This window comes from Klebsiella sp. KP20-425-1, from assembly GCF_025813515.1.
Classification (GTDB): Bacteria; Pseudomonadota; Gammaproteobacteria; order Enterobacterales; family Enterobacteriaceae; genus Klebsiella; species Klebsiella pneumoniae.
In genome coordinates this window covers 455,422-481,154 of sequence record NZ_CP109614.1, presented here as the reverse complement: position 1 = coordinate 481,154, position 25,733 = coordinate 455,422, and the positions used below count along the sequence as shown (strand labels likewise).

The 25,733-nt window shown below is 54.6% G+C and carries 20 protein-coding genes, 1 tRNA gene and 4 rRNA genes; 14 read left to right on the top strand and 11 right to left on the bottom strand.

The features are described 5' to 3' along the window. Window positions 1-4: 4 nt before the first annotated feature. The 3 genes from mreB to OHJ17_RS02315 all read right to left on the bottom strand — a co-directional run bounded on the left by mreB (window position 5) and on the right by OHJ17_RS02315 (window position 3,565). Window positions 5-1,048, bottom strand: coding sequence for a rod shape-determining protein MreB (gene mreB, locus OHJ17_RS02325; RefSeq protein ID WP_002918653.1), 1,044 nt, complete (start codon window positions 1,046-1,048; stop codon window positions 5-7). A gap of 305 nt (window positions 1,049-1,353) precedes the next feature. After that, window positions 1,354-3,294, bottom strand: a complete 1,941-nt coding sequence (csrD, locus tag OHJ17_RS02320) for an RNase E specificity factor CsrD (RefSeq protein WP_009309618.1) — start codon at window positions 3,292-3,294, stop codon at window positions 1,354-1,356. 79 nt (window positions 3,295-3,373) lie between these two features. Next, the gene (locus tag OHJ17_RS02315; RefSeq protein ID WP_004144963.1) at window positions 3,374-3,565 is read right to left on the bottom strand and encodes a hypothetical protein; all 192 of its coding nucleotides are present in this window, start codon (window positions 3,563-3,565) and stop codon (window positions 3,374-3,376) included. A gap of 228 nt (window positions 3,566-3,793) precedes the next feature. Here OHJ17_RS02315 and msrP point away from each other — a divergent pair, with 228 nt between their 5' ends. The 10 genes from msrP (at window position 3,794) to fis (ending at window position 12,260) form a co-directional block, all read left to right on the top strand. After that, the gene (msrP, locus tag OHJ17_RS02310; RefSeq protein WP_002918688.1) at window positions 3,794-4,795 is read left to right on the top strand and encodes a protein-methionine-sulfoxide reductase catalytic subunit MsrP; all 1,002 of its coding nucleotides are present in this window, start codon (window positions 3,794-3,796) and stop codon (window positions 4,793-4,795) included. After that, window positions 4,795-5,403 carry a protein-methionine-sulfoxide reductase heme-binding subunit MsrQ gene (gene msrQ / locus OHJ17_RS02305; protein WP_032433619.1) on the top strand — a complete coding sequence of 203 codons (609 nt, stop codon included), beginning with the start codon at window positions 4,795-4,797 and terminating at the stop codon, window positions 5,401-5,403. Before msrP ends, msrQ begins: the two co-directional genes overlap by 1 nt. Window positions 5,404-5,626: 223 nt before the next feature. After that, entirely contained in the window at window positions 5,627-6,079 is a 453-nt protein-coding gene (gene aroQ, locus OHJ17_RS02300) for a type II 3-dehydroquinate dehydratase (RefSeq protein WP_019725248.1), read from the top strand. Between the two features lie 22 nt (window positions 6,080-6,101). Then, a complete protein-coding gene (accB, locus tag OHJ17_RS02295; protein WP_002918736.1) occupies window positions 6,102-6,569 on the top strand; it encodes an acetyl-CoA carboxylase biotin carboxyl carrier protein in 468 nt (155 codons plus the stop codon). Window positions 6,570-6,579: 10 nt separating this feature from the next. Beyond that, a complete protein-coding gene (gene accC / locus OHJ17_RS02290) occupies window positions 6,580-7,929 on the top strand; it encodes an acetyl-CoA carboxylase biotin carboxylase subunit (protein ID WP_004174096.1) in 1,350 nt (449 codons plus the stop codon). A 110-nt stretch (window positions 7,930-8,039) separates the two neighbouring features. Further along, on the top strand, window positions 8,040-8,282 hold the full coding sequence (locus tag OHJ17_RS02285; protein WP_002918740.1) for a YhdT family protein: 243 nt from the start codon (window positions 8,040-8,042) through the stop codon (window positions 8,280-8,282). Further along, on the top strand, window positions 8,272-9,723 hold the full coding sequence (gene panF / locus OHJ17_RS02280) for a sodium/pantothenate symporter (protein ID WP_004188394.1): 1,452 nt from the start codon (window positions 8,272-8,274) through the stop codon (window positions 9,721-9,723). The genes OHJ17_RS02285 and panF overlap by 11 nt, the downstream gene beginning before the upstream one ends. Before the next feature lie 11 nt (window positions 9,724-9,734). Then, window positions 9,735-10,616: a 50S ribosomal protein L11 methyltransferase gene (prmA, locus tag OHJ17_RS02275; RefSeq protein ID WP_004144971.1), complete on the top strand. Its 882-nt coding sequence runs from the start codon at window positions 9,735-9,737 to the stop codon at window positions 10,614-10,616. A 357-nt stretch (window positions 10,617-10,973) separates the two neighbouring features. Beyond that, entirely contained in the window at window positions 10,974-11,939 is a 966-nt protein-coding gene (gene dusB, locus OHJ17_RS02270) for a tRNA dihydrouridine synthase DusB (protein WP_004144972.1), read from the top strand. Window positions 11,940-11,963: 24 nt separating this feature from the next. Further along, entirely contained in the window at window positions 11,964-12,260 is a 297-nt protein-coding gene (gene fis, locus OHJ17_RS02265) for a DNA-binding transcriptional regulator Fis (RefSeq protein WP_000462905.1), read from the top strand. A gap of 84 nt (window positions 12,261-12,344) precedes the next feature. Here fis and envR read toward each other — a convergent pair whose 3' ends face one another. Further along, window positions 12,345-12,998, bottom strand: a complete 654-nt coding sequence (envR, locus tag OHJ17_RS02260) for an acrEF/envCD operon transcriptional regulator (RefSeq protein WP_004185881.1) — start codon at window positions 12,996-12,998, stop codon at window positions 12,345-12,347. A 378-nt stretch (window positions 12,999-13,376) separates the two neighbouring features. Between envR and OHJ17_RS02255 the strand changes: the two genes are divergently transcribed. From OHJ17_RS02255 to OHJ17_RS02245, 3 genes are all read left to right on the top strand, one after another. Further along, entirely contained in the window at window positions 13,377-14,516 is a 1,140-nt protein-coding gene (locus OHJ17_RS02255; protein ID WP_004211699.1) for an efflux RND transporter periplasmic adaptor subunit, read from the top strand. A 12-nt stretch (window positions 14,517-14,528) separates the two neighbouring features. After that, a complete protein-coding gene (locus OHJ17_RS02250; RefSeq protein ID WP_004174089.1) occupies window positions 14,529-17,639 on the top strand; it encodes an efflux RND transporter permease subunit in 3,111 nt (1,036 codons plus the stop codon). Window positions 17,640-17,931: 292 nt separating this feature from the next. Beyond that, window positions 17,932-18,153 carry a putative periplasmic lipoprotein gene (locus tag OHJ17_RS02245; RefSeq protein WP_002919103.1) on the top strand — a complete coding sequence of 74 codons (222 nt, stop codon included), beginning with the start codon at window positions 17,932-17,934 and terminating at the stop codon, window positions 18,151-18,153. 408 nt (window positions 18,154-18,561) lie between these two features. Here OHJ17_RS02245 and rrf (OHJ17_RS02240) read toward each other — a convergent pair. From rrf (OHJ17_RS02240) to OHJ17_RS02220, 5 genes are all read right to left on the bottom strand, one after another. Further along, window positions 18,562-18,677: ribosomal RNA gene (gene rrf / locus OHJ17_RS02240) — 5S ribosomal RNA — on the bottom strand. A gap of 38 nt (window positions 18,678-18,715) precedes the next feature. Further along, window positions 18,716-18,791 (bottom strand) — tRNA-Thr (locus tag OHJ17_RS02235). A gap of 14 nt (window positions 18,792-18,805) precedes the next feature. Beyond that, window positions 18,806-18,921, bottom strand: a 5S ribosomal RNA gene (gene rrf, locus OHJ17_RS02230). Between the two features lie 96 nt (window positions 18,922-19,017). Next, window positions 19,018-21,919, bottom strand: a 23S ribosomal RNA gene (locus tag OHJ17_RS02225). A 198-nt stretch (window positions 21,920-22,117) separates the two neighbouring features. Continuing rightward, a 16S ribosomal RNA gene (locus OHJ17_RS02220) occupies window positions 22,118-23,657 on the bottom strand. The 16S, 23S and 5S rRNA genes sit together here with 1 tRNA gene alongside, the layout of an rRNA operon. A gap of 471 nt (window positions 23,658-24,128) precedes the next feature. Between OHJ17_RS02220 and OHJ17_RS02215 the strand changes: the two genes are divergently transcribed. Beyond that, on the top strand, window positions 24,129-24,683 hold the full coding sequence (locus OHJ17_RS02215; protein WP_004900950.1) for a gamma carbonic anhydrase family protein: 555 nt from the start codon (window positions 24,129-24,131) through the stop codon (window positions 24,681-24,683). Here OHJ17_RS02215 and OHJ17_RS02210 read toward each other — a convergent pair. Both OHJ17_RS02210 and aroE read right to left on the bottom strand, forming a co-directional pair. Beyond that, window positions 24,659-24,916 carry a DUF1488 family protein gene (locus OHJ17_RS02210; protein ID WP_002919125.1) on the bottom strand — a complete coding sequence of 86 codons (258 nt, stop codon included), beginning with the start codon at window positions 24,914-24,916 and terminating at the stop codon, window positions 24,659-24,661. The genes OHJ17_RS02215 and OHJ17_RS02210 overlap by 25 nt on opposite strands. Further along, window positions 24,913-25,731, bottom strand: a complete 819-nt coding sequence (aroE, locus tag OHJ17_RS02205) for a shikimate dehydrogenase (RefSeq protein WP_004900954.1) — start codon at window positions 25,729-25,731, stop codon at window positions 24,913-24,915. Before aroE ends, OHJ17_RS02210 begins: the two co-directional genes overlap by 4 nt. Window positions 25,732-25,733 lie beyond the last annotated feature (2 nt).

The following is a 25,733-nucleotide window of genomic DNA, read 5'->3' as shown; positions in this document are numbered from 1 at the left end:
CTGACTACTCTTCGCTAAACAGGTCGCCGCCGTGCATGTCGATCATCTCCAGCGCCTTGCCGCCGCCACGCGCTACGCAGGTCAGCGGATCTTCAGCAACCACGACTGGAATACCGGTTTCTTCCATTAACAGACGGTCCAGGTTGCGCAGCAGCGCACCACCGCCGGTGAGAACCATCCCGCGTTCAGAGATATCAGACGCCAGTTCCGGCGGGCACTGCTCAAGGGCAACCATGACCGCACTCACGATGCCGGTCAGAGGCTCCTGCAGCGCTTCAAGAATTTCGTTTGAGTTCAGGGTGAAGCCGCGTGGCACGCCTTCCGCCAGGTTACGACCGCGCACTTCAATTTCGCGCACTTCATCGCCCGGGTAAGCCGAACCGATTTCATGCTTGATACGTTCAGCGGTCGCTTCACCGATCAGGGAGCCGTAGTTACGACGCACGTAATTGATAACGGCTTCGTCGAAGCGGTCACCGCCGATACGTACAGAAGAGGAATAGACCACGCCGTTCAGGGAGATAACCGCCACCTCAGTGGTACCGCCACCGATATCCACCACCATGGAGCCGGTCGCTTCAGAAACCGGTAAGCCTGCGCCAATCGCTGCCGCCATCGGCTCTTCGATCAGGAAGACTTCACGGGCGCCTGCGCCCTGCGCGGATTCACGAATAGCGCGACGTTCGACCTGGGTTGCGCCAACCGGTACACACACCAGCACGCGCGGGCTCGGGCGCATAAAGCTGTTGCTGTGCACTTGTTTGATAAAGTGCTGCAGCATCTTTTCCGTCACGAAGAAGTCAGCGATAACGCCGTCCTTCATCGGGCGAATCGCCGCGATATTACCCGGGGTACGGCCGAGCATCTGCTTCGCTTCATGACCCACGGCGGCGACGCTTTTCGGCGATCCGGCACGATCCTGACGAATGGCCACCACGGAAGGCTCATTCAATACGATGCCTTGTCCTTTTACGTAAATAAGGGTATTCGCGGTACCCAGGTCAATGGACAGGTCATTGGAAAACATGCCACGAAATTTTTTTAACATACTAAGGGATAATCCTGAAAGCTGGGGCGGAAAACAAAATCCGCTTACTTTACCAACCACACGCAGCAGCGACAAGGCGCAAAAATCACCTGCTGCGGTGAAAATTAGTGCAGTTCATTTCCTTTGTTACAAATTTTCCCGACTCCGTTCATTGCTGAAATCTTCAGCAGCGCTCCACGCCTGAATTTGTAACCTGTCAAAGGAGGGTCACTGGCATTTACATTGCGATGATCCGGCAGGTAGACAAGCACACCCCCTTCACGATGGCGCGCGTTATTCTACGTGAAATCACGCTAAACGGCAGATCAAACCGAGTATCTTTGCGAATATTTTTTCACATTTGTGTCAAGTGGCTGTGAGGCGGCAAAAAATTCCCCCTGCCCGCCCGTGACACCGCATTGGGACAGTACCAACCACTCGCTGCGGCTGCGTACGCCCGTCGCAAAAACTTGCATAGGCATGCCTTTACAGGCTTCCACCAGGCTTTGCACCAGCAGTTGGTTCTCGCTGCGCTTTTCGATGTTGCGCGCCAGACCCGGATGCAGTTTGATCAGCTCCGCATCCAGCTGCTTGATCCAGCTGGTTCCAACCAGGGTTAACCCCGCCTGAACCACTGCCACCCGAACGCCCAGAGCGTTAACCAATCGCATAACCGGCTGCAGACGGCCGATATATTGACAAACATCTGCCTCTGCAAGTTCAAAAATAATCCGCTGACGCTGCGATTTTTCACACTGCATCAAGGCATCGCGCAGCCAGCGCTGGAAACGCGGACGGATCAGCGACTCCACCGACAGCTGGAGCGCCAGATTCTCCTCGGGCCAGAAGCCTAAAAACGGCAGCAGGCGCGTTACCTGCAGGCGGTCATACTCCTCCGCCAGGCCAAACTGCAGCACCATCGGCATGTATTCCGCTGCAATCACCTCTTCTTTACCGTCGTACATCCGCGACATCAGTTCACGATGATGTACCCGCCCGTCGCGGGTGACAGCTGGTTTTTGGTACAACCGCGGCCCGCCGCGGCTCAGCATCTGTTCGATCAGCGTTCGCCAGCGAACGTTGCCGCGACCTTTCTCCGGAAGGGTGTCATCATAGACCGACCAGCTGTTGCTGCCCTGCAGCACCGCGTTGCGCGTCGCCGCTTCCGCATGTTCCATCACCTGCGCCGCCGATTGCCCGCTGCGGAAAGAACAGATGCCGATATGCATCATATCGTCGCGATCGAGGATACGCGTTGGAGGCAGCGCATCCATCGCCTTCAGCAACAGGCCGGCGATACTATCCGCCTCTTTCAACGTACGGTGCGGCAGCAGCACGGCGAAGTCGCTACGGTGATAGCGCGCCAACAGCGCGCCGGGGTAACGCATAATAAAGGTAGAGAGCAGGTTGATAAGCGTAAAGTAATGTTCTTCGGCCGCCGCCCGTCCCCAGTTGTCCCGTAGCAGATCAAACTCCGGCAGACGGATCATCATCACGATGCCGTAGGTTCCCACCTTCTCCTGGTCTTCCAGCAGCGTGGCCAGCTGATTGTCAAAAAACAGGCGGTTATTCAGTCCGGTTTTCGAATCCTGCGCCGCGTAGGAGCGAATAAGCGTATCCATCCGGCTGCGCTGATCGCTGGCGAACTGCAGCTCCGACAGCAGCATATCCAGCGCGCTACTGGTGCTGGCCGGCCATTCATAGACCGACCCGCGCACCTGCGGCCCGCGCTCGCCGCTCAGGATACGCGTGGAACGCAGCTCCAGCAGCTCCTGGCCGGCCAGCTGGCGGCGGATCCAGCGGACGGCGAAGAAAATAATCACCACCATGAAGCCAATGGAGATCGACAGCGGGGCAGTGATCGACAGCGAACGGAAATAGTTCACCATCGGGTCAACGTAGACCAGATGCAGCGTAATACCAGGATGTTTAAGCGACTGAACCGTGATCTCACGGAATTGCTCATGGCTGCCGAGCGGGCGATAGCTATCGGGTCGGGAATGGCTGTAGAGCGGTTTGCCGTTGAGCATGAAATCGATATGCACGATCTCGATCGGCGTCATCAGCTCATCCAACTGCGGTTCAAGCTTATCGAAAGAGGTGGTGATGAGCCGGTTATCCAGCATGGTCGCCACCGCCTGAACGCGGTTTTCGACCTTGTTCTCAATGCCGTTATAAAAACTCAGCGAAGCGCCAATCAGCGTGACAAAGATGGTCAGGCTAGTTAGCAGCGTAATAAAGGCTGAGAACTTCGTCGTTAATCGCATCCCTGTGTTAACTCCGCGAGTGAATGACTACCCGATGAACCATCAGGCTCCCGTGCCGGCGCGCGCCTTGCCGCAAGCATTAACCTTTTAAAGCGCGACGCATACTATCAAAGATGGCGAGTCTGGCAATGGAATGCGTATTATCGGTAAAAGTATGCCGATAGCGAGTATAGTTTGCAGAAAAAATTTGCCAATCGTCGCCCGCCTGCGGCCTGCGCCAGAAGCGCTTTAATTTTAGACGCAGGATGACAAACCCGCGCCGGCGGCGCAAATTATTACCGCTATACCGTCTGGCCAGCTTACCGCCCCCTTTTCCCTGCTAAAGATGCCGGGTCATGCGCGGCAAAGGAAACGTCTTGCGCCACTTTCCGATGATTCCTGGACGACCGCGCCTCTGCTTCGGCGGCGGCTCCTCATCCTAATGTGCAATTTTTCGTGACATATTCGCCATTCATCGCCGTCTCCGTCATGCTTAGGAAAACGCATGACGGAGGACACCATGAAAAGAAAAAAACTGACGGAAGCCGACGTCACGGCCGAATCCGTTTTTATGCTCAAGCGGCGCCAGATGCTGAAAATGCTGGGCATCAGCGCGACCGCGCTTTCCCTTCCCGCCGCCGCGCAGGCCGACCTGCTGGACTGGTTTAAAGGCCACGACCGCCCACCAGCGCCAGCGGGCAAGGCCCTGGAGTTTGCTAAACCCGCCGAGTGGCAGGCTAATCTGACGCTTACCCCGGAAGATAAGGTCGCCGGTTACAATAATTTTTATGAATTCGGCCTCGATAAAGCCGATCCGGCGGCGAACGCGGGTAGCCTGCGCACCGATCCCTGGACGCTCACCATCGGTGGCGAAGTGGCGAAACCTCTGACCCTTGACCATGACGATCTGACCAAACGCTTCCCGCTGGAAGAGCGCATTTATCGTATGCGCTGTGTGGAAGCCTGGTCGATGGTGGTCCCCTGGGTCGGCTTCCCGCTGCATAAACTGCTGGCGCTGGTGGAGCCCACCAGCAGCGCGCGCTATGTGGCCTTCAAAACCCTCTATGCTCCGGATCAAATGCCCGGCCAGAAAGACCGGTTTATCGGCGGGGGGCTCGCTTACCCTTACGTGGAGGGGCTACGGCTGGATGAAGCGATGCACCCGCTGACGCTACTCACCGTCGGGGTGTATGGCAAAGCGCTGCCGCCGCAAAACGGCGCGCCGGTCCGCCTGACCGTGCCGTGGAAGTACGGTTTTAAAGGCATAAAATCCATTGTTAGTATCGAGCTGACCCGCGAGCGGCCGCCAACCACCTGGAACCTGGCGGCGCCGGACGAATACGGCTTCTTCGCCAACGTCAATCCGCACGTCGATCACCCCCGCTGGTCGCAGGCTAGCGAGCGGTTTATCGGCGCCGGCGGCGTGCTCGATGTGAAGCGTCAACCGACGTTGCTGTTTAATGGCTATGCCGACGAAGTGGCGTCGCTGTATCGCGGCATGAATCTGCGGGAGAACTTCTAGTGCGTTTCACCGTCAAACAGATCGTCTGGCTGAAGGTTTTACTTCACCTTGCGGGGTTTTTGCCGCTGGTCTGGTTATTCTGGGCCGGGCACCAGGGCTACTTTAGCGCCGATCCAGCCAAGGATATCCAGCACTTTACCGGCAGAATGGCGCTTAAGTTTCTGCTGGCGACGCTGCTGGTCTCTCCGCTGGCGCGCTATGCGAAGCAGCCATTATTGATTCGCGTTCGTCGGCTGTTAGGTTTATGGTGTTTTGCCTGGGCGACGCTGCACCTGACCAGCTATACCCTACTGGAGCTGGGCATTAACAATCTGGCGCTGCTGGGCTCGGAGATTATCACCCGCCCCTATCTGACATTGGGCATGATCAGCTGGGCGATTCTGCTGGCGCTGGCGGTGACCTCCACGCAAGCGATGCAGCGAAAACTGGGGCGTCGCTGGCAACTTTTACACAACTTCGTCTATCTGGTGGCGATCCTCGCGCCGATACACTACCTGTGGTCAGTGAAGATCGTCTCGCCGCAGCCCGTTATATATGCCCTGCTGGCAGCGGCGCTATTGACATGGCGTTACAAGAAGTTCCGCCAGTGGTGGCGCGCAATCCGGTAATGTGCAGTTTCCCGCAGATCCTTTATCAACCGCGACTCTTTTTCAGATAGCGGTTGATAATCTTCCCTGATAAGACCAGTATTTAGCTGCCAATTGCTACGAAATCGTTATAATGTGCGACTTTGGTTTTCCTGACGGGGTTTTCTGACCCTGAAAAGGTGACAAGGGCGCATTGAAGGTATATGTTGTTTTTTACCCGAAAATGGCAGGAGATCGCCACACAATGGCAGTTAAGTTTCACATTTTGCTTTTGAATGGTCCAAACCTTAACATGCTCGGTACCCGCGAGCCTGAGAAGTATGGCCCTCTCACGCTGGCTGAAATTGTTAACCGTTTAACATCTGAAGCGGCGGCGCTGAATGTGAGTCTGGATCACCTGCAGTCCAACGCGGAGTATGCGTTAATCGACCGAATTCATCAGGCTAAAGACAACGTGGACTATATCCTGATTAATCCGGCCGCGTTCACGCATACCAGCGTAGCAATCCGTGACGCTTTGCTCGCCGTGAACATCCCGTTTATCGAGATTCACCTGAGCAATGTGCATGCACGCGAACCCTTCCGCCAGCACTCGTATCTGTCAGATGTCGCCGCTGGCGTCATTTGCGGGCTGGGGGCGGATGGTTATTCATACGCTTTACAGACGGCGGTAAAACGCCTGTCACAATCACACTAAACAAAGAGTACGGAACCCACTCATGGATATTCGTAAGATTAAAAAACTGATCGAGCTGGTTGAAGAATCAGGTATCTCCGAACTGGAAATTTCTGAAGGCGAAGAGTCTGTTCGCATCAGCCGCTCTGCACCGGCCGCAAGCTATCCGGTTATGCAGCAGGCTTATGCTGCGCCGATGATGCAGCCTCAGGCGCCTGCCGCCGCGACTGCCGCACCAGCTGCTGCGGCTGAAGCGCCGGCGAAAGCGGAAATCAGTGGTCACATCGTACGTTCCCCGATGGTTGGTACTTTCTATCGTACGCCGAGCCCGGACGCGAAAGCGTTTGTGGAAGTTGGCCAGAAAGTTAACGTGGGCGACACCCTGTGCATCGTCGAAGCGATGAAAATGATGAACCAGATCGAAGCCGACAAAGCCGGCGTGGTGAAAGCCATTCTGATCGAAAGCGGCCAACCGGTAGAATTCGACGAGCCGCTGGTAGTTATCGAGTAACGAGGCGAACATGCTGGATAAAATTGTCATCGCTAACCGTGGCGAGATCGCACTGCGCATCCTGCGTGCCTGTAAAGAACTGGGCATCAAGACTGTCGCTGTGCACTCCACTGCGGATCGCGATCTAAAACACGTATTGTTAGCGGATGAGACGGTCTGCATCGGTCCGGCTCCGTCCGTAAAAAGCTATCTGAACATTCCGGCCATTATCAGCGCCGCTGAGATCACTGGCGCGGTAGCGATTCACCCGGGTTATGGCTTCCTCTCTGAGAACGCTAATTTTGCTGAGCAGGTTGAGCGTTCCGGCTTTATCTTCATCGGCCCGAAAGCCGACACTATCCGCCTGATGGGCGACAAAGTGTCCGCCATCACCGCCATGAAGAAAGCCGGCGTCCCGACCGTTCCGGGTTCTGACGGCCCGCTGACCGACGACATGGACGCTAACCGCGCCCATGCTAAACGCATCGGCTATCCGGTGATCATCAAAGCCTCCGGCGGCGGCGGCGGTCGCGGTATGCGCGTTGTACGTAGCGACGCTGAACTGGCACAGTCCATCTCCATGACCAAAGCGGAAGCCAAAGCGGCTTTCAACAACGACATGGTCTACATGGAGAAATACCTGGAAAACCCACGCCACATTGAAATTCAGGTGCTGGCGGATGGTCAGGGTAACGCTATCTATCTGGCTGAACGCGACTGCTCCATGCAGCGTCGTCACCAGAAAGTGGTCGAAGAAGCGCCGGCGCCGGGCATTACCCCGGAACTGCGTCGCTACATCGGCGAGCGTTGCGCGAAAGCCTGTGTGGATATCGGCTACCGCGGGGCGGGTACCTTTGAGTTCCTGTTCGAAAACGGCGAGTTCTACTTCATTGAAATGAACACCCGTATCCAGGTAGAGCATCCGGTAACTGAAATGATCACCGGCGTTGACCTGATCAAAGAGCAGCTGCGTATCGCAGCCGGCCAGCCGCTGTCCATCAAGCAGGATGAAGTGGTAGTTCGCGGCCATGCGGTGGAATGCCGTATCAACGCCGAAGACCCGAACACCTTCCTGCCGAGCCCGGGCAAAATCACCCGTTTCCACGCGCCGGGTGGCTTTGGCGTGCGCTGGGAGTCACATATTTACGCCGGTTACACCGTACCGCCGTACTATGACTCCATGATCGGTAAACTGATCTGCTACGGCGAAAGCCGTGACGTGGCGATTGCCCGCATGAAGAATGCGCTGCAGGAGCTGATCATCGATGGCATCAAAACCAACGTCGATCTGCAGATGCGCATTATGAGCGACGAGAATTTCCAGCATGGTGGCACCAATATCCACTATCTGGAGAAAAAACTCGGCTTGCAGGAAAAATAATTCTGCTCTCTCAGCAAAAGGCCGGGTAAACCGGCCTTTTTTCTTTTTCTCTCTCCTCATCTATACCATGCGGTACAATCCCCGCTTTCTTCATCCTCAAGGGACAAAAAATGGACAAACGCTTTGTTCAGGCCCACAAAGAAGCGCGCTGGGCGCTGTGGCTGACCCTTCTCTACCTTGCCGCCTGGCTGGCCGCCGCCTATCTGCCGGGGGTGGCTATTGGCTTTACCGGCCTGCCACACTGGTTTGAAATGGCCTGCCTGCTGGTACCGCTGCTGTTCATTCTGCTGTGCTGGGCGATGGTCAAACTGATTTTCCGCGATATTTCTCTGGAGGACGATGATGCAGTTTGAGGTCATTATTCCCCTGATCGCCTACCTGGTGGTGGTGTTCGGTTTATCCCTCTACGCCATGAGAAAACGCGCCTCAGGTAGCTTTCTTAATGAGTACTTTCTCGGCAGCCGCTCGATGGGCGGCTTCGTGCTGGCCATGACGCTAACCGCCACCTATATCAGCGCCAGCTCATTTATCGGCGGACCCGGCGCCGCCTATAAATACGGCCTGGGCTGGGTGCTGCTGGCGATGATCCAGCTCCCCGCCATCTGGCTGTCGCTGGGCGTGCTGGGGAAAAAATTCGCCATCCTTGCGCGTCGCTATAATGCTGTCACCCTCAATGACATGCTGTTTGCGCGCTATCAGAGTCGCCTGCTGGTCTGGCTGGCCAGCCTGAGTCTGCTGGTGGCCTTTGTCGGCGCCATGACCGTCCAGTTTATCGGCGGCGCCCGCCTGCTGGAGACGGCTGCCGGTATTCCTTACGATACCGGCCTGCTGATCTTCGGGGTCAGCATCGCGCTGTATACCGCCTATGGCGGCTTTCGCGCCAGCGTGCTCAACGACACGATGCAGGGCATGGTAATGCTGATCGGCACGATCGTGCTGCTGGTAGGCGTGATCCACGCCGCCGGGGGGGTTGGCCATGCGGTAGAGACGCTGCAGTCGATCGACGTCAAGCTGGTGTCCCCGCAGGGCGCGGAGGATATCCTCTCGCCAACCTTTATGGCCTCGTTTTGGGTGCTGGTCTGCTTCGGCGTTATTGGTCTGCCACATACCGCAGTGCGCTGTATCTCCTACAAAGACAGCAAAGCCGTGCATCGCGGCATCATTATCGGCACCATCGTGGTGGCGATCCTGATGTTTGGCATGCATCTGGCTGGGGCATTAGGCCGGGCGGTGATCCCCGATTTAACCGTGCCGGATCTGGTGATCCCGACGCTGATGGTTAAAGTGCTTCCGCCCTTTGCCGCCGGGATCTTCCTTGCCGCGCCGATGGCGGCGATTATGTCGACGATCAATGCCCAACTTCTGCAAAGCTCCGCTACGATCATCAAAGATCTGTACCTGAACTGGCGGCCGGATCAGGCGACTAACGAAAAGCGGCTTAAACGCATGTCCGCCGGCATCACGCTCCTGCTGGGGGTCTTGTTGCTGCTCGCGGCCTGGCGGCCGCCGGAGATGATAATCTGGCTGAACCTGCTGGCCTTCGGCGGCCTGGAAGCCGTCTTCCTGTGGCCGCTGGTGCTGGGCCTTTACTGGGAACGCGCCAACGCGGCTGGCGCGCTGAGCGCGATGATCGTAGGCGGCGTCCTGTATGCCGTTCTGGCCACGCTGAAAGTGCAGTTTCTGGGCTTTCACCCGATCGTTCCCGCGCTGCTGCTGAGTTTGCTGGCGTTTGTGGCGGGGAACCGTTTCGGTCGTCCCGCCCCACAGTCCCCCATTTTGACTACTGATAAATAAAGAGTTTTGCTATGCCATGGATCCAACTGAAACTAAATACCACCGGCGCGAACGCTGAAGATCTTAGCGATGCGCTGATGGAGGCCGGATCGGTCTCGATCACCTTCCAGGATACGCACGATACGCCGGTATTTGAGCCATTGCCCGGGGAAACCCGCCTGTGGGGGGATACCGACGTAATCGGCCTGTTCGATGCTGAAACCGATATGAAAGCGGTCGTTGCCCAACTGGAGCAGCATCCGCTGCTGGGCGCCGGGTTCGCGCATAAGATCGAGCAGCTGGAAGATAAAGACTGGGAACGGGAATGGATGGATAACTTCCACCCCATGCGCTTCGGGGAGCGGCTATGGATCTGCCCAAGCTGGCGCGATGTTCCGGATGAAAATGCCGTCAACGTGATGCTCGATCCGGGTCTGGCCTTTGGCACCGGTACGCATCCGACGACATCCCTGTGCCTGCAGTGGCTGGATGGACTCGACCTCAACGGAAAAACGGTGATTGATTTCGGCTGCGGCTCCGGCATCCTGGCGATTGCCGCACTGAAGCTGGGGGCGGCAAAAGCAATCGGGATTGATATCGACCCGCAGGCTATTCAGGCCAGTCGTGATAACGCGCAGCGTAACGGCGTTTCTGAACGCCTGGAGCTCTATCTTCCTCAGGACCAACCGGAGTCGATGAAAGCCGACGTGGTGGTCGCGAATATCCTGGCAGGCCCGTTACGTGAGCTGGCGCCGTTAATCAGCGTCCTGCCCGTTTCAGGCGGTTTGCTGGGGCTTTCCGGCATCCTTGCCAGCCAGGCGGAGAGCGTCTGTGAAGCCTACGCCGATCTCTTCACCCTTGACCCGGTGGTCGAGAAGGAAGAGTGGTGCCGGATTACCGGCCGGAAAAACTAAGCGCGATGCGGCCTACGGGCCGCATTTTTGTTTCCAGTAGCCACCAAATAATGCCAGGAAATGAGAGGCAGATCGCACTACAGAGCACTTTTTTGGCTACAAAAACAGCGTTTTATATCGCCATGCGGCCAGTTTATCCAAGAAAAATCGAGAAGTTTTATGATTTTATAAATGGACACAAATTATCCATCATCCATTAAATCAATGATTAATATAAGTATTTATTCATCCCTTTTACGCTAGTCCCGGATTCATTGATCTGCAACAGAGGATTGCTCAAAGTTTGGCCTTTCATCTCGTGCAAAAAATGCGTAATATACGCCGCCTTGCAGTCACAGTATGGTCATTTCTTAACTCATGCGCATCGGACACCACCAGCTCAGAAATCGCCTGATCGCAGCGCCCATGGCTGGCATTACTGACAGACCATTCCGGACGCTGTGCTACGAGATGGGAGCGGGTTTAACCGTTTCCGAGATGATGTCTTCTAACCCACAGGTGTGGGAGAGCGACAAGTCCCGTTTACGGATGGTGCATATCGATGAGCCCGGTATTCGTACCGTGCAAATCGCCGGTAGCGTGCCGGAAGAGATGGCTGCCGCCGCGCGGATTAACGTGGAAAGCGGCGCCCAGATTATTGATATCAATATGGGATGCCCGGCGAAAAAGGTGAATCGCAAGCTTGCAGGTTCAGCCCTCTTGCAGTACCCCGACCAGGTGAAGTCGATCCTGACGGCGGTCGTTAACGCGGTGGACGTTCCTGTGACTCTCAAGATTCGCACCGGTTGGGAACCGGAACACCGTAACTGCGTAGAGATTGCCCAACTGGCCGAAGAGTGTGGCATTCAGGCTCTGACTATTCACGGACGCACCCGCGCCTGTTTGTTTAACGGAGACGCTGAGTACGACAGTATTCGGGCAGTTAAGCAGAAAGTTTCCATTCCGATTATCGCGAATGGCGACATTACTGACCCGCTTAAAGCCAGAGCTGTGCTCGACTATACAGGGGCTGATGCCCTGATGATAGGCCGTGCAGCTCAGGGAAGACCCTGGATCTTTCGGGAAATCCAGCATTATCTGGACACTGGAGAGCTGCTGCCCCCGCTGCCGCTGGCAGAGGTGAAGCGCTTGCTTTGTGCGCACGTTCGGGAGTTGCATGACTTTTATGGTCAGGCAAAAGGGTACCGAATCGCGCGTAAACACGTCTCCTGGTATCTTCAGGAACATGCTCCAGATGACCAGTTTCGGCGCACATTCAACGCCATTGAGGATGCCAGCGAACAGCTGGAGGCGTTGGAGGCATACTTCGAAAATTTTGCGTAATAGAAATAAAGAGCTGACAGAACTATGTTCGAACAACGCGTAAATTCTGACGTACTGACCGTTTCTACCGTTAACTCTCAGGATCAGGTAACTCAAAAGCCCCTGCGTGACTCGGTTAAACAGGCACTGAAGAACTATTTTGCTCAACTGAACGGTCAGGATGTGAATGACCTGTATGAGCTGGTACTGGCTGAAGTTGAACAGCCCCTGTTGGACATGGTGATGCAATACACCCGTGGTAACCAGACCCGCGCTGCTCTGATGATGGGCATCAACCGCGGTACGCTGCGTAAAAAACTGAAAAAATACGGCATGAACTGATACTAGTCAGTTGCTTGCTTGATATAAAAGGCGCTCTTCGGCATGGGGAAGCGCCTTTTTTATTATCTGCGCCAACAGAACTCATTACTGATTCACCAGCCGTAGCGCAGGCCCTCCCGATAAACGCGCAGCACAGACCACCGCCATTATATTATCCACCAGCGCAGGCGCCTGCTGATAAAGATCGAAGCGTTGCGGATCGAGCAGCCAGTTTTTAATCAGCCCGGAAAAAGCACTGTGTAAAACAATTAATATCATCTCAATGTTTGTTTCGGCTGGCAATATATTGTTACGCACGCAGCACTGCAGGATGCCGCCAATGAGTGAATAATTAAAACCAATACGTTGGCGAATTTCGTATTCCGAAAGCATATCACTGGAAAACTCACAGCGCTGATAAAGAATTTGCATCAGAGCGCGCTGTCGAGGATTCGCAGCAATATAGCGCAGGCCTGCAATAAACCGCTCGCGTAAAGCATTTAACGGCTCCTGTTCGTACTCTATGGCCTGACTGGGCTGAATCAAATCTCTAAGCGGCGGCTGCTGCTGCCACATTTCATTAAACAGCTCCGTCTTACTGGCAAAATGCCAGTACACCGCGCCGCGAGTCACTCCCGCCGCATCGGCGATATCCGTCAGGGTGGTGTTGGTTACTCCGCGCAGGGCGAACTGCTGGATTGCGGACTCAATCAGGAGCTGCCGCGTGCGCTGCGCCTCTTCTTTTGTTTTTCTTGCCATACAAGGCCCCACTTCCCGATAAGCAGATAATATAGGATATTCTTAATTAGAATTAATCTAGCATTTGCCATGAAGTATTATTTAGCAAAAATGCAGACAAGTTAATCCTGATGCGAAAAGAGAATTAATTATTCAAGTGAATATCACCGGAAAATACATTCACTGAAATAATGTCTATTTATCAACTTTTACAATTGCGATAAATCGCAATACTACAGTGACCATTTTTTTGTTTTTGCGTGCCTTGCTGATTGCTTAAAAATAAGTATCTCTTACATCCAACGGCGTTTATTTGTAGGATGGCAAACTGCTTTTTGATTCCCTCTTTCTTTCACAGATTCGCCGCCTGATTGGGTACGTAATCTATAAGGAACCGCCATGACGACTCACGCCAGAGTGACACTTTTATCCGGTTTAATTATCTCGGCCTTATTGCTAACCGGTTGCGATAATTCTGACAACCAGCAACCCCATGCGCAGGCGCCGCAGGTGACGGTCCATGTCGTGAACAGCGCGCCGCTATCAGTCACCACCGAACTGCCGGGCCGAACCTCTGCTTTTCGCGTAGCGGAAGTCCGCCCCCAGGTGAGCGGTATCATCCTGAAGCGTAACTTTGTTGAAGGAAGTGATGTCGAAGCAGGCCAGTCGCTCTATCAGATCGATCCGGCGACCTACCAGGCGGCGTGGAACAGCGCCAAAGGCGATGAGGCCAAAGCCGAAGCCGCGGCCGCTATCGCCCATTTGACGGTGAAACGCTACGTTCCACTGCTGGGTACTAAATATATCAGCCAGCAGGAATACGATCAGGCAGTGGCCACCGCCCGCCAGGCCGATGCCGATGTCATCGCCACCAAAGCTGCCGTAGAAACGGCCCGTATCAACCTGGCCTACACCAAAGTAACCTCCCCCATTAGCGGGCGCATCGGTAAATCGAGCGTCACCGAAGGGGCGCTGGTCACCAACGGCCAATCGGATGCCCTGGCTACCGTCCAGCAGCTCGATCCCATCTATGTTGACGTGACGGAGTCCAGTAATGACTTCATGCGCCTTAAGCAGGAAAGCCTGCAGCGCGGCGGTGATACTAAAAGCGTTGAGCTGGTCATGGAGAACGGCCAGGCCTATCCGCTCAAAGGTTCACTGCAGTTTTCTGACGTCACTGTTGATGAAAGTACGGGCTCAATTACTCTGCGCGCTATCTTCCCTAACCCGCAGCATGTCCTGCTGCCAGGGATGTTCGTCCGCGCCCGCATAGACGAAGGCGTCGATCCGCAGGCTATCCTGGTACCGCAGCAAGGGGTGACCCGCACGCCGCGTGGTGATGCCTCCGTGATGCTGGTGAATGACAAAAACCAGGTTGAAACCCGGGAAGTGGTCGCGACTCAGGCCGTTGGCGATAAGTGGCTTATCACCAGTGGGCTGAAGCCGGGCGATAAAGTGATTGTCAGCGGCTTACAGAAAGTCCGTCCAGGCGTCACTGTCAAAGCGGAAGTGGAGCGTGCGGCGCCGGCCGTGCAATAAGGATACCCTGCCATGTCTAAGTTTTTTATTCATCGACCGGTCTTCGCCTGGGTGCTGGCCATCATTATGATGATTGCCGGCGGCCTGGCCATCCTGCAGCTGCCGATAGCTCAGTACCCGACAATCGCCCCTCCTGCGGTAGCGATCTCCGCCACCTACCCCGGTGCAGATGCCCAGACCGTACAGGATACGGTCACTCAGGTTATCGAGCAGAATATGAACGGCATCGACAATCTGATGTATATGTCGTCGACCAGCGACTCTGCCGGTTCGGTAACCATTACGCTCACCTTTAAATCGGGTACCGATCCCGATATTGCCCAGGTACAGGTGCAAAACAAACTGCAGCTGGCCACGCCGCTGCTGCCCCAGGAAGTACAGCAGCAGGGGATTAGCGTCGAGAAATCCAGTAGCAGCTTCCTGTTGGTCGCCGGCTTTATCTCTGATAACCCGACCACCACCCAGGACGATATCTCTGACTATGTCGCCTCCAATGTCAAAGATCCTATTAGCCGCCTCAACGGCGTGGGCGATGTGCAGCTGTTCGGCGCGCAGTACGCTATGCGCGTCTGGCTGGATGGCAACCTGCTGAATAAATACAACCTGACGCCGGTGGACGTCATCAATGCGCTGCAGGTCCAGAACGATCAGATCGCCGCGGGTCAGCTCGGCGGTACGCCAGCGCTGAAAGGCCAGCAGTTGAACGCGTCAATCATCGCTCAGACGCGGCTCAAAGATCCGCAGGAGTTTGGCAAGGTCACGCTGCGGGTCAACGCCGATGGCTCTGTCGTCCATCTGAAAGACGTCGCCCGCATTGAGCTGGGGGGAGAGAACTATAACGTTGTCGCCAGAATTAACGGTAAACCTGCCTCTGGTCTGGGTATTAAGCTTGCGACCGGCGCCAACGCCCTGGATACCGCCACCGCGATTAAAGCGAAGCTGGCCGAGCTGCAGCCCTACTTCCCTCAGGGGATGAAGGTAGTTTATCCGTATGATACGACCCCTTTCGTCAAAATCTCCATTCACGAAGTGGTCAAAACGCTTTTTGAAGCAATTATTCTCGTCTTTCTTGTCATGTATCTGTTCCTGCAGAACATGCGCGCAACGCTCATTCCAACCATTGCCGTACCCGTGGTGCTGTTGGGCACCTTCGCGGTATTGTCGATGTTTGGCTACTCCATCAACACGCTGACAATGTTTGGCATGGTGTTGGCGATAGGTCTGCTGGTCGATGACGCTATCGTAGTAGTGGAAAACGTCGAACGTGTGATGGTTGAGGAGAAGCTCTCGCCAAAAGAAGCGACGGAAAAATCTATGTCGCAGATCCAGGGAGCGCTGGTGGGTATCGCCATGGTGCTCTCCGCAGTATTTGTCCCGATGGCCTTTTTCGGCGGCTCAACCGGCGCGATTTATCGTCAGTTTTCAATCACCATCGTCTCCGCCATGGCGCTCTCCGTGCTGGTTGCGCTGGTACTGACTCCGGCGCTCTGCGCCACGTTGTTGAAGCCAGCCTCAGCTGAACACCATGAGAAAAAAGGATTTTTCGGCTGGTTTAACGCCCGCTTCGACCAGAGCGTTAACCACTATACCAACAGCGTCAGCGGTATTTTACGTGGAACTGGCCGTTATCTGGTGATCTACCTGCTGATCGTCGTGGGGATGGCCGTGCTGTTCATGCGCTTGCCCACGTCCTTTCTGCCCGACGAAGACCAGGGCGTCTTCCTGACCATGATCCAGCTGCCGTCCGGTGCTACCCAGGAGCGCACGCAGAAGGTCCTGGATACGGTGACCGACTACTACCTGCATAACGAGAAGGCCAACGTCGAAAGCGTCTTTACCGTTAACGGCTTCAGCTTCAGCGGCCAGGGACAAAACTCCGGTATGGCGTTTGTCAGCCTGAAGCCCTGGGAAGCGCGCAGCGGCGATAAAAACAGCGTGGAGTCCATCATCAAGCGGGCCACCGTAGCCTTTAGCCAGATCAAAGACGCCATGGTTTTCCCGTTCAACATGCCAGCCATTATTGAGCTGGGTACCGCCACCGGCTTCGACTTTGAACTGATCGACCAGGGCGGGCTCGGTCATACCGCTCTGACCCAGGCGCGCAATCAATTGCTGGGCATGGTGAAACAGCATCCGGATCAGCTGGTTCGGGTACGCCCTAATGGGCTGGAAGATACCCCTCAGTTCAAACTGGATGTCGATCAGGAAAAAGCGCAGGCGCTGGGCGTATCACTCTCCGATATCAATGAAACGATATCAGCCGCGCTGGGCGGATACTACGTCAATGACTTTATTGACCGCGGCCGCGTGAAAAAAGTGTACGTTCAGGCTGATGCCCACTTCCGTATGCTGCCGAGCGACATTAACAACATGTATGTTCGTAGCGCCAACGGCGAAATGGTGCCGTTCTCCGCCTTTGTCACTTCACGCTGGATATATGGCTCGCCGCGCCTGGAGCGCTACAACGGGTTGCCATCTATGGAGATCCTCGGTGAAGCTTCGCCAGGCAAAAGTACCGGGGAAGCCATGGCGCTGATGGAAACGCTGGCCAGTAAACTGCCGAGCGGCATCGGTTATGACTGGACCGGGATGTCTTACCAGGAACGGCTCTCCGGCAACCAGGCGCCTGCGCTCTATGCCATCTCGCTGATCGTCGTCTTCCTGTGTCTGGCGGCGCTGTATGAGAGCTGGTCGATCCCCTTCTCAGTCATGTTAGTGGTTCCGCTGGGGGTCATTGGCGCGCTGTTAGCCGCCACGCTGCGTGGGCTGAATAATGACGTTTACTTCCAGGTCGGACTCTTGACCACGATCGGTTTGTCGGCCAAGAATGCGATCCTGATCGTCGAGTTCGCCAAGGATCTGATGGAGAAAGAAGGGAAAGGGATCATTGAGGCCACGCTGGAGGCATCGCGGATGCGCCTGCGGCCTATTCTGATGACCTCTCTGGCCTTTATTCTCGGGGTCATGCCGCTGGTGATTAGCCATGGTGCCGGCAGCGGGGCGCAGAATGCGGTTGGCACCGGCGTGATGGGCGGGATGCTGACCGCGACGCTGCTGGCGATCTTCTTTGTTCCGGTGTTCTTCGTGGTCGTTAGACGACGCTTTACCCGGCACGCTGAATAACTCGGCTATGTCTTGAAGGCGCCCCTTGCGGGCGCTTTTTTTCGCATGCAATATTGGCAGCCAGCTAAACGCGCCACAGTCTGGCAACCGCCATCGCACGCAGCATCGCTGAATCACAATCTTTCTCTCCATCTTTTCTGCATATTCCCGGGCTTATCTTCACGATATTTACGCGGCTCATATATTGAGATGATTTCGGCCTCCGGCCCGGACAATCCGCGGTGATAAAATAAGCCATTCCGTTCTGCACTGGCTTTCAGTACAACCCAGCGGATTATCCAGAGGTAATATCATGAAAAAGTATTTAATCGTGGCGCTGCTGGCCTCTCTGCTGGCAGGCTGTGCCCATGACTCTCCCTGCGTACCGGTTTATGACTCGCAAGGCCGCTTAGTCCATACCAATACCTGTATGAAAGGCACAACAGAAGACAACTGGGAAACCGCAGGCGCAATCGCCGGGGGGGCGGCCGCGGTAGCCGGCCTCACGTTAGGGATCGTTGCTCTGACCCGCTAGATCGCTTCCCCAACCGCAGATACAGGTATATCCCCTGTATCTGCTCCACTCCATTCCCCAAAGTAAGCGATCATTCAGGCTCTTCCTGACGATAGTTCGCCAGCTTTCTTAGCCGTTGTTGTTGCCAGAGACCGCTGGCAATGAGTCGTCCATCGCTATCGACAAACTTTTCAGATTCAGGGTTCAGAACCAACAAACACCAAAGGCCCGGTCGAAGAGCGGGCCTTTACTCTGATGGTGAGCAATGATGGCGAACGTCCTGTCCCTCTCTCCGGACCGTTGCTGCGCAATGTTCATATCGATGCCAGTTAGATTCTCCCTGGGCAGCAAAGAAGCTCATCGGCAAACAACAGATAACACAAAAGCAAAAGGCCCAGTCTTTCGACTGGGCCTTTTGCTTTATTTGATGCCTGGCGATTCCCTACTCTCACATGGGGAGACCCCACACTACCATCGGCGCTACGACGTTTCACTTCTGAGTTCGGCATGGGGTCAGGTGGGACCGCCGCGCTATTGTCGCCAGGCAAATTCTTTACAACGTGCCGAACTTTAACCTAAAAAGTGGTGCTGATACCCAGAGTCGAACTGGGGACCTCACCCTTACCAAGGGTGCGCTCTACCAACTGAGCCATATCAGCACGCTAAATTTGATGCCTGGCAGTTCCCTACTCTCACATGGGGAGACCCCACACTACCATCGGCGCTACGGCGTTTCACTTCTGAGTTCGGCATGGGGTCAGGTGGGACCACCGCGCTAGTGCCGCCAGGCAAATTCTGTTTTATCAACACGTCTCACCAACGTATCGATTAATCTGTATCAGAGCTGAAAATTCTCTCAATCCGCCAAAACATCTTCGGCGTTGTAAGGTTAAGCCTCACGGTTCATTAGTACCGGTTAGCTCAACGCATCGCTGCGCTTACACACCCGGCCTATCAACGTCGTCGTCTTCAACGTTCCTTCAGGAGACTTAAAGTCTCAGGGAGAACTCATCTCGGGGCAAGTTTCGTGCTTAGATGCTTTCAGCACTTATCTCTTCCGCATTTAGCTACCGGGCAGTGCCATTGGCATGACAACCCGAACACCAGTGATGCGTCCACTCCGGTCCTCTCGTACTAGGAGCAGCCCCCCTCAATTCTCCAGCGCCCACGGCAGATAGGGACCGAACTGTCTCACGACGTTCTAAACCCAGCTCGCGTACCACTTTAAATGGCGAACAGCCATACCCTTGGGACCTACTTCAGCCCCAGGATGTGATGAGCCGACATCGAGGTGCCAAACACCGCCGTCGATATGAACTCTTGGGCGGTATCAGCCTGTTATCCCCGGAGTACCTTTTATCCGTTGAGCGATGGCCCTTCCATTCAGAACCACCGGATCACTATGACCTGCTTTCGCACCTGCTCGCGCCGTCACGCTCGCAGTCAAGCTAGCTTATGCCATTGCACTAACCTCCTGATGTCCGACCAGGATTAGCTAACCTTCGTGCTCCTCCGTTACGCTTTGGGAGGAGACCGCCCCAGTCAAACTACCCACCAGACACTGTCCGCAACCCCGGTAAGGGGCCAACGTTAGAACATCAAACATTAAAGGGTGGTATTTCAAGGTTGGCTCCACGCAGACTGGCGTCCACGCTTCAAAGCCTCCCACCTATCCTACACATCAAGGCTCAATGTTCAGTGTCAAGCTATAGTAAAGGTTCACGGGGTCTTTCCGTCTTGCCGCGGGTACACTGCATCTTCACAGCGAGTTCAATTTCACTGAGTCTCGGGTGGAGACAGCCTGGCCATCATTACGCCATTCGTGCAGGTCGGAACTTACCCGACAAGGAATTTCGCTACCTTAGGACCGTTATAGTTACGGCCGCCGTTTACCGGGGCTTCGATCAAGAGCTTCTCCTTACGGATAACCCCATCAATTAACCTTCCGGCACCGGGCAGGCGTCACACCGTATACGTCCACTTTCGTGTTTGCACAGTGCTGTGTTTTTAATAAACAGTTGCAGCCAGCTGGTATCTTCGACTGGTCTCAGCTCCATCCGCAGGGACTTCACCTACACACCAGCGTGCCTTCTCCCGAAGTTACGGCACCATTTTGCCTAGTTCCTTCACCCGAGTTCTCTCAAGCGCCTTGGTATTCTCTACCTGACCACCTGTGTCGGTTTGGGGTACGATTTGATGTTACCTGATGCTTAGAGGCTTTTCCTGGAAGCAGGGCATTTGTTACTTCAGCACCGTAGTGCCTCGTCATCACACCTCAGCCTTGATTATCCGGATTTGCCTGGATAACCAGCCTACATGCTTAAACCGGGACAACCGTCGCCCGGCTAACATAGCCTTCTCCGTCCCCCCTTCGCAGTAACACCAAGTACAGGAATATTAACCTGTTTCCCATCGACTACGCCTTTCGGCCTCGCCTTAGGGGTCGACTCACCCTGCCCCGATTAACGTTGGACAGGAACCCTTGGTCTTCCGGCGAGCGGGCTTTTCACCCGCTTTATCGTTACTTATGTCAGCATTCGCACTTCTGATACCTCCAGCAACCCTCACAGGTCACCTTCGCAGGCTTACAGAACGCTCCCCTACCCAACAACACATAGTGTCGCTGCCGCAGCTTCGGTGCATGGTTTAGCCCCGTTACATCTTCCGCGCAGGCCGACTCGACCAGTGAGCTATTACGCTTTCTTTAAATGATGGCTGCTTCTAAGCCAACATCCTGGCTGTCTGTGCCTTCCCACATCGTTTCCCACTTAACCATGACTTTGGGACCTTAGCTGGCGGTCTGGGTTGTTTCCCTCTTCACGACGGACGTTAGCACCCGCCGTGTGTCTCCCGTGATAACATTCTTCGGTATTCGTAGTTTGCATCGGGTTGGTAAGTCGGGATGACCCCCTAGCCGAAACAGTGCTCTACCCCCGAAGATGAATTCACGAGGCGCTACCTAAATAGCTTTCGGGGAGAACCAGCTATCTCCCGGTTTGATTGGCCTTTCACCCCCAGCCACAAGTCATCCGCTAATTTTTCAACATTAGTCGGTTCGGTCCTCCAGTTAGTGTTACCCAACCTTCAACCTGCCCATGGCTAGATCACCGGGTTTCGGGTCTATACCCTGCAACTTAACGCCCAGTTAAGACTCGGTTTCCCTGCGGCTCCCCTATACGGTTAACCTTGCTACAGAATATAAGTCGCTGACCCATTATACAAAAGGTACGCAGTCACACCCGAAGGTGCTCCCACTGCTTGTACGTACACGGTTTCAGGTTCTTTTTCACTCCCCTCGCCGGGGTTCTTTTCGCCTTTCCCTCACGGTACTGGTTCACTATCGGTCAGTCAGGAGTATTTAGCCTTGGAGGATGGTCCCCCCATATTCAGACAGGATACCACGTGTCCCGCCCTACTCTTCGAGTTCACAGCCTGTGCATTTTGGTGTACGGGACTATCACCCTGTACCGTCGGACTTTCCAGACCGTTCCACTAACACACAAGCTGATTCAGACTCTGGGCTGCTCCCCGTTCGCTCGCCGCTACTGGGGGAATCTCGGTTGATTTCTTTTCCTCGGGGTACTTAGATGTTTCAGTTCCCCCGGTTCGCCTCGTTAACCTATGTATTCAGTTAACGATAGTGCAACGAATTGCACTGGGTTTCCCCATTCGGACATCGCCGGTTATAACGGTTCATATCACCTTACCGACGCTTTTCGCAGATTAGCACGTCCTTCATCGCCTCTGACTGCCAGGGCATCCACCGTGTACGCTTAGTCGCTTAACCTCACAACCCGAAGATGTTTCACTTCTGATTGCGAAAATTTGAGAGACTCGAACACACTTAAACAGTGTGTCGTTTCAATTTTCAGCTTGATCCAGATTTTTAAAGAGCAAAATTTCACAATGCACTTCGCAGTACATTTTGAAATTTATTATTTATCAAACAATCTGTGTGAGCACTACAAAGGCAGGTTCTTTAAGGTAAGGAGGTGATCCAACCGCAGGTTCCCCTACGGTTACCTTGTTACGACTTCACCCCAGTCATGAATCACAAAGTGGTAAGCGCCCTCCCGAAGGTTAAGCTACCTACTTCTTTTGCAACCCACTCCCATGGTGTGACGGGCGGTGTGTACAAGGCCCGGGAACGTATTCACCGTAGCATTCTGATCTACGATTACTAGCGATTCCGACTTCATGGAGTCGAGTTGCAGACTCCAATCCGGACTACGACATACTTTATGAGGTCCGCTTGCTCTCGCGAGGTCGCTTCTCTTTGTATATGCCATTGTAGCACGTGTGTAGCCCTGGTCGTAAGGGCCATGATGACTTGACGTCATCCCCACCTTCCTCCAGTTTATCACTGGCAGTCTCCTTTGAGTTCCCGGCCGAACCGCTGGCAACAAAGGATAAGGGTTGCGCTCGTTGCGGGACTTAACCCAACATTTCACAACACGAGCTGACGACAGCCATGCAGCACCTGTCTCACAGTTCCCGAAGGCACCAATCCATCTCTGGAAAGTTCTGTGGATGTCAAGACCAGGTAAGGTTCTTCGCGTTGCATCGAATTAAACCACATGCTCCACCGCTTGTGCGGGCCCCCGTCAATTCATTTGAGTTTTAACCTTGCGGCCGTACTCCCCAGGCGGTCGATTTAACGCGTTAGCTCCGGAAGCCACGCCTCAAGGGCACAACCTCCAAATCGACATCGTTTACGGCGTGGACTACCAGGGTATCTAATCCTGTTTGCTCCCCACGCTTTCGCACCTGAGCGTCAGTCTTTGTCCAGGGGGCCGCCTTCGCCACCGGTATTCCTCCAGATCTCTACGCATTTCACCGCTACACCTGGAATTCTACCCCCCTCTACAAGACTCTAGCCTGCCAGTTTCGAATGCAGTTCCCAGGTTGAGCCCGGGGATTTCACATCCGACTTGACAGACCGCCTGCGTGCGCTTTACGCCCAGTAATTCCGATTAACGCTTGCACCCTCCGTATTACCGCGGCTGCTGGCACGGAGTTAGCCGGTGCTTCTTCTGCGGGTAACGTCAATCGCCAAGGTTATTAACCTTAACGCCTTCCTCCCCGCTGAAAGTGCTTTACAACCCGAAGGCCTTCTTCACACACGCGGCATGGCTGCATCAGGCTTGCGCCCATTGTGCAATATTCCCCACTGCTGCCTCCCGTAGGAGTCTGGACCGTGTCTCAGTTCCAGTGTGGCTGGTCATCCTCTCAGACCAGCTAGGGATCGTCGCCTAGGTGAGCCGTTACCCCACCTACTAGCTAATCCCATCTGGGCACATCTGATGGCATGAGGCCCGAAGGTCCCCCACTTTGGTCTTGCGACATTATGCGGTATTAGCTACCGTTTCCAGTAGTTATCCCCCTCCATCAGGCAGTTTCCCAGACATTACTCACCCGTCCGCCGCTCGTCACCCGAGAGCAAGCTCTCTGTGCTACCGCTCGACTTGCATGTGTTAGGCCTGCCGCCAGCGTTCAATCTGAGCCATGATCAAACTCTTCAATTTAAGTTTGATGCTCAAAGAATTAAACTTCGTAATGAATTACGTGTTCACTCTTGAGACTTGGTATTCATTTTTCGTCCGAGGACGTTAAGAATCCATGTCACTTTGAGTGCCCACACAGATTGTCTGATAAATTGTTAAAGAGCAGTTGCGACGCGCTTTAGCGCTCTGTCGCGAGGTGGCGTATATTACGCTTTCCTCTTTCAGAGTCAACCCGTTTTTCAGGATTTTTCTCTGCAACCGAACCGGCTGTTTGTGTGAAGTGATTCACATCTGCCGTGTCAGTGGGTGCGCATTATAGGGATCCCATTTTTTTTGCACAAGCCTTTTTTCGATCTTTTTTTCTGAATGGTGATTTTTCACCCTTTTCGCCGTGTAATTGCACGATTTGCTCAATTTTCACCGTTTTCAGGGGTTGCACAGGGAGATAAAAGCCACCAAAGTCTTCTTACGTTCCCGTATTTTGAGGTCTATATGTCTGCTCAGCTGCGCCCCTACAAAGCATTTTTCCCACAAATCGGTCTTCGCGTCATGATTGACGCATCCAGCGTTGTCATCGGCGATGTCAGAATTGCCGATGACGTCAGCGTCTGGCCTCTGGTGGCCATTCGCGGCGACGTCAACTATGTATCGATAGGTCAACGCAGCAATATTCAGGACGGTAGCGTTCTCCATGTGACCCATAAGTCCTCTTATAAGCCGGAGGGAAATCCGCTGATCATTGGTGAGGATGTAACTGTTGGTCATAAAGTGATGCTGCACGGCTGCACTATCGGCAACCGCGTACTGGTTGGTATGGGTTCGATCTTATTAGATGGTGTCGTCGTTGGCGATGACGTCATGATTGGTGCGGGCAGTCTGGTTCCGCAGAACAAACAGCTGGAAAGCGGCTACCTTTACTTTGGCAATCCGGTCAAACAGATCCGCCCCCTGACAGCGGCGGAACGGGAAGGACTCAAGTATTCAGCAAATAACTATGTGAAATGGAAAAATGAGTACCTGGATCAGGATAACCAGATCCAGCCCTGAGCATCTTCCTGACCATCGCGGATCAATGCTTCTGCCTCTTCCTCTAGATCCCAACGATGTTCCTGGAAGGCGGCCAGCCACTGCGCTGGCCCCTCTGCGCCGAAACGCTGCTGCAAGATTTGCCCTGAAATTGCGCAGGTTAATTGCATCCCATTCACCAGCGCGGGAAAAACCACGCCCTGCCGTTCGGCATCCCATGATTCCCGGTCAGGAAACTGAATCGCCTGATTCATGCATTCAGTTCCTGCTGCAGCGTTTCAATGACCGGAGCGATAGCCGGCAGAACGCCGTGCCATAGCAGAACAGCATGGGCGGCTTGCGCCACCAGCATTCCCAGCCCATCGGCACAGTGGACTGCGCCATATTGCTGGCACCAGTGAAGAAACGGTGTCGGCCCTTTCTGGTAAAACATGTCATAGCAATATACGTCAGCGTTGACAATAGGTGCCGGGATAGCTGGTACATCACCGTCTATTCCACTGGACGTCGCATTGACGATCAGATCGAATGTTTCCCCGGATAAGGTATCCATCTCCCTTGCGCTAACGCTCCCGGTATGGGCGAAGAGAGTGGCTAACTCACGGGCACGAGAATAGGTGCGATTCACGATCGTGACGGCGCATCCCAGCGACAGAAGCGGCAAAAGAACCCCGCGAGATGCCCCACCAGCACCAACCAGCAGGATCCGTTGGCGTGGCTTAATGAATCCCAGGCGTTCCAGATCGCTCAGAAGACCAATACCGTCGGTGTTGTCCCCCAGTAAACGGCCATCTTCCAGGCGTTTCAGGGTGTTTACTGCTCCCGCCAGCGCTGCGCGTTCTGTCAGTTCGTCGGCACGCGCAAAGGCTTCCTCTTTAAAAGGAACGGTGACGTTGGCCCCCTTTCCTCCTTCTGCAAAGAACTGATTCAGAGAAGAGACAAAATCATCCAGCGGCGCCAGTACACGTCCATAAGGATGAGTAATTCCTAACTGGCGGGCAAACAGCTGATGAATAGCAGGCGACTTGCTGTGCGCGATCGGATTACCAAAAACGGCATAGGTTTCCATGG